General features: G+C 34.9%; 13 protein-coding genes. 2 read left to right on the forward strand and 11 right to left on the reverse strand.

All coding sequences use genetic code 11. From position 1 onward, the window contains the following. Positions 1 to 2: 2 nt before the first annotated feature. The 11 genes from Q0371_RS13780 to Q0371_RS13830 all read right to left on the reverse strand — a co-directional run bounded on the left by Q0371_RS13780 (position 3) and on the right by Q0371_RS13830 (position 11,317). Entirely contained in the window at positions 3 to 1,103 is a 1,101-nt protein-coding gene (locus Q0371_RS13780) for a glycosyltransferase family 4 protein (protein ID WP_298472011.1), read from the reverse strand. A 23-nt stretch (positions 1,104 to 1,126) separates the two neighbouring features. Further along, positions 1,127 to 1,756 (reverse strand): sugar transferase, encoded by a 630-nt coding sequence (locus tag Q0371_RS13785; protein ID WP_298472013.1) that lies wholly within the window; start codon positions 1,754 to 1,756, stop codon positions 1,127 to 1,129. A gap of 36 nt (positions 1,757 to 1,792) precedes the next feature. Continuing rightward, on the reverse strand, positions 1,793 to 3,034 hold the full coding sequence (locus tag Q0371_RS13790) for a polysaccharide pyruvyl transferase family protein (RefSeq protein ID WP_298472015.1): 1,242 nt from the start codon (positions 3,032 to 3,034) through the stop codon (positions 1,793 to 1,795). Positions 3,035 to 3,049: 15 nt separating this feature from the next. Further along, entirely contained in the window at positions 3,050 to 3,736 is a 687-nt protein-coding gene (locus Q0371_RS13795) for an HAD-IA family hydrolase (protein ID WP_298472017.1), read from the reverse strand. Further along, entirely contained in the window at positions 3,736 to 4,713 is a 978-nt protein-coding gene (locus Q0371_RS13800) for an ATP-grasp domain-containing protein (RefSeq protein ID WP_298472019.1), read from the reverse strand. The genes Q0371_RS13795 and Q0371_RS13800 overlap by 1 nt, the downstream gene beginning before the upstream one ends. A 23-nt stretch (positions 4,714 to 4,736) precedes the next feature. Next, entirely contained in the window at positions 4,737 to 5,849 is a 1,113-nt protein-coding gene (locus Q0371_RS13805) for an aminotransferase class I/II-fold pyridoxal phosphate-dependent enzyme (RefSeq protein WP_298472021.1), read from the reverse strand. A 54-nt stretch (positions 5,850 to 5,903) separates the two neighbouring features. After that, positions 5,904 to 6,785 carry a UTP--glucose-1-phosphate uridylyltransferase GalU gene (gene galU, locus Q0371_RS13810; protein WP_298472022.1) on the reverse strand — a complete coding sequence of 294 codons (882 nt, stop codon included), beginning with the start codon at positions 6,783 to 6,785 and terminating at the stop codon, positions 5,904 to 5,906. A gap of 33 nt (positions 6,786 to 6,818) precedes the next feature. Continuing rightward, on the reverse strand, positions 6,819 to 8,651 hold the full coding sequence (locus Q0371_RS13815) for a nucleoside-diphosphate sugar epimerase/dehydratase (RefSeq protein WP_298472024.1): 1,833 nt from the start codon (positions 8,649 to 8,651) through the stop codon (positions 6,819 to 6,821). Positions 8,652 to 9,063: 412 nt separating this feature from the next. Continuing rightward, a complete protein-coding gene (locus Q0371_RS13820) occupies positions 9,064 to 9,828 on the reverse strand; it encodes a CpsB/CapC family capsule biosynthesis tyrosine phosphatase (protein ID WP_298472026.1) in 765 nt (254 codons plus the stop codon). A 57-nt stretch (positions 9,829 to 9,885) separates the two neighbouring features. After that, on the reverse strand, positions 9,886 to 10,587 hold the full coding sequence (locus Q0371_RS13825; protein ID WP_298472028.1) for a CpsD/CapB family tyrosine-protein kinase: 702 nt from the start codon (positions 10,585 to 10,587) through the stop codon (positions 9,886 to 9,888). Between the two features lies 1 nt (position 10,588). Further along, positions 10,589 to 11,317 (reverse strand): Wzz/FepE/Etk N-terminal domain-containing protein, encoded by a 729-nt coding sequence (locus tag Q0371_RS13830; RefSeq protein ID WP_298472030.1) that lies wholly within the window; start codon positions 11,315 to 11,317, stop codon positions 10,589 to 10,591. 141 nt (positions 11,318 to 11,458) lie between these two features. On the opposite strand from Q0371_RS13830, the gene Q0371_RS13835 reads away from it, so the two are divergent. Both Q0371_RS13835 and Q0371_RS13840 read left to right on the forward strand, forming a co-directional pair. Beyond that, positions 11,459 to 12,283 (forward strand): hypothetical protein, encoded by an 825-nt coding sequence (locus tag Q0371_RS13835; protein WP_298472032.1) that lies wholly within the window; start codon positions 11,459 to 11,461, stop codon positions 12,281 to 12,283. A gap of 12 nt (positions 12,284 to 12,295) precedes the next feature. Then, positions 12,296 to 13,213, forward strand: a complete 918-nt coding sequence (locus Q0371_RS13840; RefSeq protein ID WP_298472034.1) for a LytR family transcriptional regulator — start codon at positions 12,296 to 12,298, stop codon at positions 13,211 to 13,213. The last annotated feature ends 26 nt before the right edge of the window (positions 13,214 to 13,239 follow it).

The following is a 13,239-nucleotide window of genomic DNA, read 5'->3' on the forward strand; positions in this document are numbered from 1 at the left end:
TTTTAAATCTTGTTTGTAATGTTATTCATTTCTTCTATATATGCTTTTACTACAATTTGTCTATCAAACTCTCGTACTACCTTATTTCTACTGTATTTCCCCATTCTCGACTTAGCATCTTGATTCAATGTTAGAAATAATTCGATTTTTTCAATCAACTGTTGAGTATTTTTAGGTTCAATAATGTATCCATTCATTCCGTCATCTACAATTTCTCTACACCCTGCCCTATTAGTTGTAATAACAGGTCTTCCACAAGCAGCGCTTTCAAGTAAAACATTCGACATCCCTTCTGGATAATAAGTTGGATGTATTGTGCAATGGGAAATTTTATGAAACTCTCGAACGTCATCTTGTCTGCCATGATATTTTATTATACCTTTTTCTTGCATTCTCTTTAATTTATCCACATATGCTTCTTCACAATTACCAAGGATATGGAACACTGTCTTAGGATACTTAATTTTAATATACTCAGCAGCCTCTAAGTATTGATCAATCCCTTTTTCTTGCATGATTCTTGCGATAAATAAAAATTCTACATTTTCATCATCTGGATAATCTAATAGGCCAAAGTAATTAAGATTTACTCCTGACCCTGGAATTAACCTATGTCTATCTAATGCGATATTTTGATTTTTAAAAAATCTTTCGTTTTCTTCATTCTGAAAAAATAAACAACTTACGTTTTTTAAAGAAATACGATATAACAACACCGTAAGGTTTTGTAGTATTCCTTTGTTTTCTACTACAGTTCCCAGACCAGTTATGTTTGCTATATATGGAATCTTCATAAACCTAGATATGATACCGCCATATATATTAGGTTTTATTGTATATGTTAAAATAATATCTGGACTATTTTTTTTAACTATTTTAAAATACTTAGCTATTAATTTTAAATCTACTATAGGATTAGTCCCTCGTCTATTAATTGGAGTTTCAATGAATTTACACCCTTTGTTAGTAAAATAAGATACCTTTTCATGTGCAGGTGCTGCAATCGTTACTTCATACCCTTCGTCAATCATGTTTAGAATAAGTTCTCTACGAAAACTATAAATTCCCAATATATGATTTGCTAATACCAAAACTTTTTTCACAAGTTAATTGACCTCCTCCGATTCTAAATGTCTTTCCTTACATCACCTGAGTGCTTACTTATTTCATCCGGTTTTGTAAACTCAACCTTTTCAGTTTTTAATACTACCAATACAGTCTTTAAAATTATTTTTACATCTCTTAAAAAGGTGATACGGTCTACATAATCTATATCACATTGAATTTTTTCATCCCAACTAAGGCTATTACGTCCACTTACTTGAGCATGCCCCGTTAAGCCAGGTTTTACTTCTAAACGTTTTACTTGATTTGCATTATATTTTTCAACCTGATATGACAACGTTGGTCTAGGTCCTACAATTGACATATCTCCTAAGAAAATATTGATTAGCTGGGGAAGTTCATCCATACTTGTTTTCCTTAATAAATTCCCAACTTTTGTTATTCGGTCATAGTTCTCAATTGGTGTTCCATCATTATAAAAACTATCTTCCAATGTCAACATTGTTCTGAATTTGTAAATTTTGAATGGTTCCTTATCTTTTCCAACTCTCTTCTGAGTAAAAATTACAGGTCCTTTAGTATCTAGCTTTATTGCTAAAGCAATTATTAAAAATACTGGAGATAGAATTAACAATGCTAATCCACTGCAAATAATATCTAATGCTCTTTTAAGATATTTTCTATAAATCATCTATTCTACCTCACTAACTAGTTATAGGAATCGATTTTAATTAATTATTTCATATAGATAATCTTCTCTTATACTCTTAAGAAATTCTTTATTTAAGATATACTGTGAATTATAGTTTTTCTTCTGTTCTTCAACAATTTCCAAGAAATTATTTGTAATGAAATCTAAAGTTTCTAGATAATCAATTCTTAAGTAATATTTTTCATCAAAGTTAATACCATTTAAAGCATGCCTTAACATCCCACTATTCTTGTTATAATAGTATCTTTTATCGCCCATGACATCTTTCAACACGCTAATGGTTGGCGTTTCTGTTCCTAATGCAACTACCAAAGCATGATACCTAGAACTAACCACTAACTTTGCATTCCTAATTATATCTACAGCATCTTGGATTGGAAGGTAGCCCTTCTTTGAAATATCCACATACTCAAAGTTTTCAAGGATTTCATTAAGATATACTGCTTGTTGCATTCCACCATGCTCTATATTAAGCGGCAGGAAAACTATTTCTAGACCGTAACGTTTATACATTTTATTTGAAAATTCTTTAAAGTAATTGATATTTTCTTTAATAAAATCTAAGGGTAAATAAGTTTCCATTACGATATAATTATTACTTTTTACTGTTGTAGTAATTTGTTGCTTTAGGATTCTATTGTTAATTATAAATAAGTCATCCGGAATATTTTTTATATCAATGTCTTTTACTCCTATTTGTCTCGCCCACATTGGTGAGTATAAATTATCTCGACATCCAAAAGTTACATTTGTTAAAGCATTAAATAAAGAAGCAAAAAAGTCTGAGTCTTTTGCAAAAGGTCCATAACTATTACCAGTAAACATGATTTTTTTATTTAATTGGTTTGCAATAAGTATTGGTGCAATAATTTTAATTAATCTTACTATTCTATGAGGCATACTCCAAAGTCCGTTAAAATAACCTCCACCATTTACTATTAAAACATCAATTTTTTTTATTTTCGCTACTAGCTCATTGTAATTGCTAATCAGTGACTGTATTTCTATTGGTGTCAAGGTATAATTATTCTTCATACAATTACTATTTTCATCTGTAAGTTTGACCTCAACTATATCTACATTGTAATCATTTAAATAATCTTTCTTTATAGTTCTCAGGAAATCATTATCATATGAAAATAATGTTACGTCTTTAATATCTATGTCGTAAATATTATTAATAAGCATCGCATAGTCACCGAAGTTAACATCTGCAAATGGTCCAGTAATTGCAATTGTTTTAGAAATTGTATTCATAATGTTCTCCAATCATTAAAGAGTTTTTAAATTAAGCAAATCAACAATTTCTTTAAAAGAAGAAATTGTGATATTTTCTTTTATACCTTGAAAATATTCATTTATAGTATAAATGCCATTTTCTCTCTTAATTCTTATAGTTTTAATAGGGTATATACTACTTATATAAAAATCCTTTTTAGGATTATCCCCAACATAAATAATTTCACGATACTCAATGTCTAGAGCTTCTTTCATAATTTCGAAAGCTTTAGGATGTGGCTTCCAATAATCCCTTCCCAACTCATCTGTAACTATAATATGATCAAAGTAATTAATCGCTCCAATTGCTTTCAGCTTTTGCCTTTGAGCATTTGCATAACCATCCGTAATAATACCCACTTTTATTCCCTTTCTTTTCAAGAATTCCAAGCATGCTAATACTTCATCGTTAAACATAATATTAGGTAAATGATTGCGATACTCTTCCACTAGTTCTGTAATATCTTTTCTTGAGTAAGAAACTTCCAATTTATCGAAAAATCTATTAAACACTTTAACAGAACTCTCTTTAAATAACTCCATAAGTAGTAGATATATATCTAGCTCATCTATGTTTAATTTTTCACATAATAATTTTGATATATGTCTATAGCCACTCTCAATATATTCTCTTTCAGAAATTAAGGTATCATCTAAATCAAATATAACTGCCTTCACCATCACAATAACTCCATATTTTCATCAAGGCAGACACTTTGATCAAATCTCAAAAAAGTGATATTATCCTTATAATTTTCGTTATACTCTAATTTTTCCCCCATTAATAATCTAAATAGGTTCTCGCAAGAGTCCGCTCCACTCTGAATACTCATAGGAGCTCCTCCTCCAAATCTAGGATTTATTTCAATATATTGAATGCCATTTTTTGTTTTCATAAGTTGGACTGTTATATGGCCAATCGGCTTTAATATTTTCATAAGTTGAGTAATATTATCTATAATCTCCCTGTCTTTAAGAATCTTCCCTTTTGATATTTCTCCACTCCTAATTGCCATTCTTAGACGTGGAACAATAGAAATTATATTACTTTCAAAATCCAAAAAGACATCAACTGTATATTCTTCTCCCTCAATGTAATCCTGAATAATAGACTTATTAATAATATCTCTATAAATATTTAGTTCTTTTTTATTATTTACTTTAAATGTATTAATACTTGAGCTACCCGAAATAGGCTTAATAAATAAAGGGTATTTTACATTGTCACTGAGTAATTCGCTATCGTTATACATTTTAGGAATACTAAAATTATTTTTTTCTAAAAACTTTTGTGTATTAACTTTATCTCTACATATTTCTATAACTTCCAAATCTGAAATTAAAACCTTTGCATTTGTTTTTTTCTCAATATATATTTTATTCTCTGCAAGTAATAATAAATCAGTGTCTATAGTTGGTATAATTAATGAAATATCTTCATTATTACAAACATTGATGATAGAATTAATATAATTAGGATCATGGATGAATGGTAATTTATAGGTTCTATCAGCAAAATATAAAGCTGGGGCCGTATCAGAGCAGTCACCGGCAACTACATTACTTTTAATATTTAGTTTTTGTCCTGCCTTTTGAAATGCTTGAATTAGTTCTACTCTTCTCCCGGCACTTAAAATGAGTACATTTATCTCAGTCATTTGAATATTCCACCTCTACTATTTTATACCCACAAACCTTTAATAATTTTACAGACTCTTTCCAAATCCTCATCCGTCATTTTCGTATCACTCGGCAAACAAATGCCATTCTCAAATAATTTCTCCGATACATCTGTCCCAACAAAATCATACTTTTCAAAGTAAGGCTGCAAATGCATTGGCTTCCAAATAGGTCTGGACTCAATATTCTCTTTTTCAAGAGCTTCCATTACATTAAGTGGCCTAACCTTGCCTAATAGAGTCATACTACTCAACCAATAGTTAGGTTCATTCCACTCATTGTAAGGCATGAACTCAATATCATCCAACCCACTAAGTTCTTCTTTATAAAATGCAAAAATATAATTTTTTTTAGCAACTCGGTCTTCCAAAACTTTTAGCTGTCCTCTACCAATTCCAGCAACTACATTACTCATACGATAGTTAAAACCTAGTTCGCTATGCTGATAGTGTCTTGCTTGATCCCTCGATTGAGTTGCCCAGTATCGTGCTTTCGCAATTCGCTCTTCGTTATTCGATACGAGCATACCTCCACCTGAAGTAGTAATTATTTTATTTCCGTTAAATGAGAAAATGCCATAATCACCAAATGTTCCAGTATGTTGTCCCCTATAATACGTGCCTAAAGATTCTGCTGCATCTTCAATTAAAGCAACATTATGTTCCTTACATAGTGCTATGATCTTATCCATATCTGCAGCTAAACCATATAAATGTACTACAATAACAGCCTTAACCCCTGGGTATTTTACAAATGCTTCTTCTAAAGCTTTGGGACACATATTCCATGTTTTATAATCACTATCTATAAAAACTGGTATTGCATTTTGATAAATAATAGGGTTAGCAGTTGCAGAGAAGGTAAGAGTTGGACAGAATACAATATCTCCTTTTCCAACTCCTGCTGCTTTTAATGCTAAATGGATGGCAGCTGTTCCAGAAGAAAGTGCAGCTGCCGCTTTGGAACCGACCTTATCTGCTAGTTCTTTTTCAAATTGGTTAACATTCTCTCCAAGAGGTGCAATCCAGTTTGTATCAAATGCTTCTTGTACATAATGCATTTCGTAAGCCTCTTCACTCATATGTGGTGAAGATAAGAAAATTCTTTCTTTCATTAGATTAATTCCTTTCGTTCTAAGGGATGTACATATTTCAATTCTTACCTTTATTTATTTGTTTAATTTTTTATTTGCCATTAAACTATCCAAGTATAGAAGTAAGTCATCTCTAAGTTCTTCATGTTGTAGAGCAAACTCAATCGTAGTCTGTATAAACCCTAACTTTTCTCCGACATCATATCGCTTACCTTCAAAGTCATAAGCATACACATCTTGAACTTGATTTAACTCTTGAATAGCATCCGTTAACTGTATTTCTCCACCCGCACCAGCCTGCTGCTTATCTAAAAACCTGAAAATTTCAGGTGTTAAAACGTAGCGACCCATAATTGCTAGATTAGAAGGCGCTGTTCCTTGGTCTGGTTTTTCAACAAAATTACTAACCCGATAACGTCTACCTTCTTGACCACTTGGGTCAATGATTCCATAGCGATGAGTATTTTCCTCGGCCACTTGTTGAACTCCAATAACAGATGAGCCAGTTTCGTCATACTGTTCCATTAGTTGTTGAAGACATGGTTTATCTGCTTGGACAATGTCATCTCCAAGTAAAACAGCGAATGGTTCATCGCCTATAAAGTTACGAGCGCACCATACCGCATGTCCCAATCCCTTGGGTTCTTTTTGGCGTATATAATGGATTTCTACTTTAGATGATTGATTGATTTTATCTAGTAGCTCGTATTTTCCTTTTTCTCGAAGGTTTTCCTCCAATTCAAAGTTACGGTCAAAATGATCCTCAATAGAGCGTTTGCCTTTACCTGTTACTATAATAATATCTTCAATTCCAGAAGCGATAGCTTCTTCTACGATATATTCAATAGTAGGTCTGTCTACAATAGGTAGCATTTCCTTTGGCATTGCCTTTGTAGCAGGTAGGAAACGAGTCCCTAAACCTGCTGCTGGAATGATAGCTTTTCTTACTTTTTTCATCGGATATCTCCTTCATTTATCAGATAATTGATATTAGACATGTTCCTTAATAGGAGAATCTACGAATTTATGATTTGCTAGTCCTATTAACGTTTCTTTTAATGTTGCTTTATCCATTTCCGGAAGCTTTTCCATCACGTATTTCAGCTCTGCTTCACTTATTGGATTAGCTTTTCCTACATGAATTTTTGGGAAGACGAATCTACTTTGAATCTCGTTGTCGTTTAAAAGCTCCTCGAATAATTTTTCTCCTGGTCTAATGCCGGAGTATTCGATACCAATTTCTCCTTCTCTAAAGCCAGAAAGCTTGATTAGGTTTTTCGCTAAGTCTACAATTTTAACTGGCTCTCCCATATCTAACACAAATACTTCTCCACCACTTGCTAGACTTCCCGCTTGTAATACTAAACGCGATGCCTCGGGTATCGTCATAAAGTATCTTGTCATTTCAGGGTCTGTTACTGTTATTGGTCCACCAGCTGCAATTTGCTTTTTAAATAATGGTACGACACTACCTCGAGATCCTAGTACATTACCAAAGCGTACAGCGGCAAACTTAGTATTGCTTTCCTTTGCGAGGTTTTGAACGATCATTTCGGCAAAGCGTTTTGTTGCGCCCATGACGTTTGGTGGGTTCACTGCTTTATCTGTGGAAACCATAACGAAATATTCCACTCCAAACACATCTGCGGCCTCCGCAATATTCTTCGTTCCAAAAATATTGTTTTTCACTGCTTCCATAGGATTGTATTCCATCAATGGGACATGCTTATGCGCTGCGGCATGATAAATGACGTCCGGCTTGTATTCCGAAACAATGTCGAATATGCGGTTTCGATCCTGAACATCTGCAATAATTGGAATTATTTTCGTTTCAGCTGCAACCTTTTGACGTAATTCCATGTCTATTGTATAGATAGAATTTTCTCCGTGACCGAGAAGAATGATTTGACTAGGGTTAAATCTAGCTACCTGTCTACAAATCTCTGAGCCTATGGAGCCACCCGCTCCCGTGACAAGGATTTTTTTATTAGTCAGTTTAGACGAAATAGTAGCCAAGTCTAGTTGTACCTCGTCGCGACCTAGTAAATCTTCAATTTTTACATCTCGTATTTCATTAATCGAAACCTTGCCAGTTAGTAGGTCCTCGATCAGCGGCATCGTTTGTGTTCGAATGCCTGTGTCTAAGCATCGCTGTAGGAGCATGGCACGACGCGTTTTTTCCATCGACGGTATGGCGATGATAATATGCTCTATGTTATGCTCGAGCACAATGTCTTCCACATCGTCCGTTCCACCATGCACACGCATGTTAAAAATGTCTAATCCCTTTTTTGCCACATCGTCGTCTAAAAAAGCGATCGGTCTAAGTGGAGAGTTCACATTTTTTAATAGCTGTCGGGCAATCATAGTTCCAGCCGCCCCGGCTCCAATGATTAGTGTTCTTTTTTTCGTATCGTTTGCTTTTTGCCCAGTTATAAATGTATCTCGGAACACTCTCCACGAAAGCCTTGTACCACCAATCAGCAGTAAATGCAGCATCCAAGTGATGAATAAAGCTCTAAACAGAACATCTCCCATTGCTAGCCATTGAATGACTGCAACTGTGAGAATAGAGAAGCTTACTGCCTTGAAAATGGAAAGAAGCTCTCTAATAGAGGCATATTCCCATACCTTGCGATAAAGGCCATAAAACATTGCAAAGCTATGGTGGGCGACAAATATGGAAAGGGAGCTAACTAACAGCAATACATCTGTAAACGGGTTGTCGATTGGATGCAATAAAAAATAACCTATATAGATGGAAAACAAAACTATACAGGAATCTACAAAAATTAACATCGACATTCTTCTTTTTAATGACATGGAGCACTCTCCCATTCTAGTACCAGTGTGTATCTACAACTTTCCAGTTACACATTATTATAGCACTTTTGATAGAAGAAGTTAGTCGTTTCAGTGTCATGCAAATGAAACATCTTGTCATAACAATGACTTTTTCACTACCTCTATTACTAATATGAATTATTATACTAACATTTTTTATCAATAGATATATCAAAAATATGTAAATCAGCACTCTTAAATTATTTATTTGTTAAAGATGTTATTTTTATAGGTCATTTGAACTTATTTTATTTTTTCCTTTATTTGTTTGTTGAAAAGGTCTTTCAATCTATTGTTATAACATAAATATATATTTTTGCAGTAAAAAAGTGATGAACCGATTAGCCTCATCACTTCTCTCTTTTATTATTTTACGAATATTACATTTACATTAAAATAAGTTCCACCAATTTTTGGTATTTGGATTCCCAGGCTCTAAAATGATTACTTCCCCATTTTCCATAATTCGAGCATTGTTTTCTAGGAAGATGTCAACTGCATTTAACCTTTTATGTTTTTCCAGGTAGCTTAAGCCTGCATCAAATAAAAATGGTCTTGCTTTAAGATTATGTACGTCCGATCCATAGGTGTGGACTAAATTGCAATCAACTAGCTGTAGCGATTGTTTTTGGATTTTTTTACCAAAATGCCCTGCTAGACTTCCTGCTGTTATTTGAGAAATTGCTCCGTGATTAATAAGCTTTAACAGTCTCCCTGGATTTTCTGCAATCGCTTTGTTTCTCTCTGGATGAGCAATAACAGGGACTTTGTTTAAGCTTAAGATTCCTTGGATAACTGGAACGGTGTACGCAGGTATACTAGTGGAAGGTAATTCTAATAGAACATATTTGGAGCTACCTAATGTAAAAGCCTCTCCAGTTTCTACTTGTTGAATAGTAGATTCACCAATTCTAATTTCCTGACCTAACTTCAAATTAATAGAAATGCCTCTATCCTTTGCTGACTCTTGAATTTCATTAAATCTTTCCACAACGATTTCTCTTTGAACATCAAAATGCGGATGATAGCCGTGGGGTGTTACGATAATATCAGTTAGCCTTTCTTTTTCTGCTTGATATAAAAGACCTAACGCTTCTTCTAATGTAGCTGGCCCGTCATCCACTCCATAGAGTATATGAGCATGTATATCTACCATTTTATAACCTTTATCCCCTTTATTGTAAATTAAAAGAGTGATTGGTTTTCATGCCAATCACTCTCCCGAACCATAATATTGATAATAATGATCCTTTTGAAGAACGAAATTATTCAAAACGACTCCTAATATGTTTGCTTGGGAAGAAACTAATGCTTCCTTCGCCTTTACGACCGCTTCTTTTTCCGTTTCTCCAGAACTCATTACTAAAATCGTTCCATCGCATATGTTCGAAAGTATTTGTGCATCTGTCACAGATAATATCGGCGGTGCATCGAAAATGATTAGGTCATATTCTTCTTTTAATTGCTCAATTACTTTTCCCATTGTATTGGAGCTTAATAGCTCTGCCGGATTTGGAGGGATAGGACCACACGTAATAATGTGTAAGTTTTCCGTTTCGGTCTGCTTTAGCGCATCCTCTAGTAATACTTGTCTAGTTAACAAATTGGATAGCCCTACTGTATTTGTTAAGTGGAATGTGTAGTGCACGGTCGGTTTACGCATATCCGCGTCTATTAACAGCACCTTCTTACCTTCCTGTGCAAATACTACCGCTGTGTTTGCAGCGACCGTCGATTTCCCTTCACCTGGAGAGGCGGAAGTATATAGTAGTGTTTTAATCGGCTTGTCCGGCATGGAAAAATTGATATTTGTTCGAAGTGTTCGAAACTGCTCAGAAACAATCGATTTAGGGTTAGCTGCTGCGATGAGCTTTCTCGCTGCCGTTTGAATGATTTTATTTTTTTTCTTAGCCATGTTAAGCCCTCTTTCGTCTGCTTGTTACTTCTAGCTTCGTGCTTTTAAGATCCTTATCCGAAATAACACTGATGAGTCCTAATACCGGTAAGTTTAATACGTCCTCTACGTTCTGTTCGTTTTTTACAGTAGTATCCAAGTATTCTAACAAGAAGGCAATCCCTACTCCTAGCATTAAACCAATTACTGCTCCTATTGCCATATTAAGCATTGGATTCGGTTTCACCGGTGAAGGATTGTCTGATAGAATGGCAGGTGTCAACACACTCACGTTGTCTACCTTCATCAAGTTTTTAATCTCTGTTTGGAAAACCTCTGCAGTCATATTCGCTATATCAACCGCTCTTTTGGGGTCTGGATCCTGAACCGTTATATTTACTACCTGCGAATTTTCCGCATTATTTACTGTAATTTGCTCTGTTAAGGCACCAGTAGTAGTATCTAAATCTAGTTCCTCAATTACTAAGGTAAGAATAGCTGGACTTTTTATAATTACATTATATGTATTGATCAGCTGTAGGTTTGCTTGTATTTCCTGAGAGTTAAAATTGGTTGCGTCTGTCTTCTCTTGGTTCACTAAAATTTGTGTCGAAGATTGATAAACTGGTGTCAGTAATAGAAAGCTAACTACACCACTAATCGTCACTGCAAGAATAGTCATTACGATGATGAGCGCTAATCTCTTCTTTAACGTCTTAAAAAGATCCTGGAGACTGATTGTTTCTTCCATTAATTTATAACTCCTTTTATCTAACTTTTACTAATTTCGACTCAGTATAACATATATTATCTTTATTATTCTATCATAGGGCAGTATAATAAAACCATATGAAATAAAATAATACCTATTTAACCAAACGGAGGTTATTACTTGAATATACATAAGTCTTTTATGCTACTAATCTCGATTCTCTGTATAATAATTTTAGTATTGAGCTATTTTACGTGGACTGATAAACTAGAAAATGCTCATAATATGTCAAAAACGATACCAAATGCTCAGACTGAAAAGGTTCAAACAGAGGATACAGCTGCTAATGAAGATCCTTTACCTGAAGAGTGGGAGTTAACACGAGAAGAAGTGGTCGCGGCACTTATTAATGCTGATGCCAAAATACAGGAGCTAGTATTAGATCGATATGACCAGAGCGAGAATATCCAAATGCTTATTGTTGGTTCTACGGTTATGAATGATGGCAGTCCAGGATATGGTCAGCAGCTTAGTGAGGCACTAACGAATACATATGGCAGCTTGTTTGAGATTACACTTTCACCTTGGGACGTCACCTCAGAAAAGTTCGTGGAAACGCATATAGAAGAAATCGCTTGGGATACTGAATATGACTTAGTGCTAATGGAACCATTCACACTAAACAATAACGGTCTAGTGACAATCGAAGATGAGCATGATCATATTTTAGCCGTACAGGAAAGAGCGAGAGAGGAAGTTGAGGATACAATAGTGATGTTACAGCCCCCACATCCCTTCTATCAAGCTCAGTTCTATTTAACACAAGTTAGAGCATTGGAAACATTTGCAAACGACAATGATATCCCTTATATTAATCACTGGACTGACTGGCCAGCGACGGATGATGTGGCAATCACAGAATTTCTGACGGAAGATAACAGCCCAAATAGTGATGGTGCTAATTTGTGGAGTAGTTTTCTGAGTTCATACTTTACCAGTCAATAATGGAGGAAAACAGTGAAAAACAAGCGAAAAATATGGTCGTGGATACTTGGAATTAGTGGGATATTAGTAGTTGGTACTGTTTTGTTAGGGTATTTCCTATATAAAGATGTCACTGATACAGTGAAAGACATGCATGAGCCGATAGATAGAAAGGTTTCTGAGAAACGTACGGAGCCTATTACATTCAAGGAAAAGGACCCCTTTTCTGTATTAGTGCTTGGTGTAGATGAGCGAGACAATGACAAGGGGCGTTCCGATACAATGATTGTCATGATCGTTAACCCCTTAACAAATACAACTACAATGGTAAGCATCCCTCGCGATACGTATACAGAAATCGTAGGAAAAGGCATTCAAGACAAGATTAACCATGCGTATGCCTTTGGCGGGATTGAAATGTCCATGGCAACAGCCGAAAACTTACTAGATATCCCGATTGACTATGTCGTTCAAGTGAACATGGAAAGCTTTCAGGACATCGTAGATGCAGTTGGTGGTATTACCGTGAATAACGACATCGACTTTGCTGCAGGCGGTCATACGTTTTCCAAAGGAGAGCTATCTCTAGACGGTGAAGAGGCATTATCCTTTATACGCATGCGCTATGAGGATCCACGGGGAGACTTCGGTCGCCAGGACCGACAAAAGCAAGTGATCCAAGGAGTCTTGAAGCAAGGTGCTTCTGTCGGAAGTATCATGAATTATAAGACCATCTTTGCAGCGTTAGGGAAAAATATTCGAACAAATTTAACCTTTGATGAAATGGTATCTATCCAGTCCAATTACCGTGGAGCTGTAGGTAATGTAAACCAGCTCTATATCCAAAATGGAAAAGGAAAAATGATTGATGGTGTATGGTACTACATGATGGATGATAACGAGCTTAACACTATACAAGCTTCATTGAAGAGTGAGCTTGCGATGAAATAATAAAGAGGGCTGCCAGTAGATACTGG

It is taken from the genome of uncultured Psychrobacillus sp., assembly GCF_938022135.1.
GTDB lineage: Bacteria > Bacillota > Bacilli > Bacillales_A > Planococcaceae > Psychrobacillus.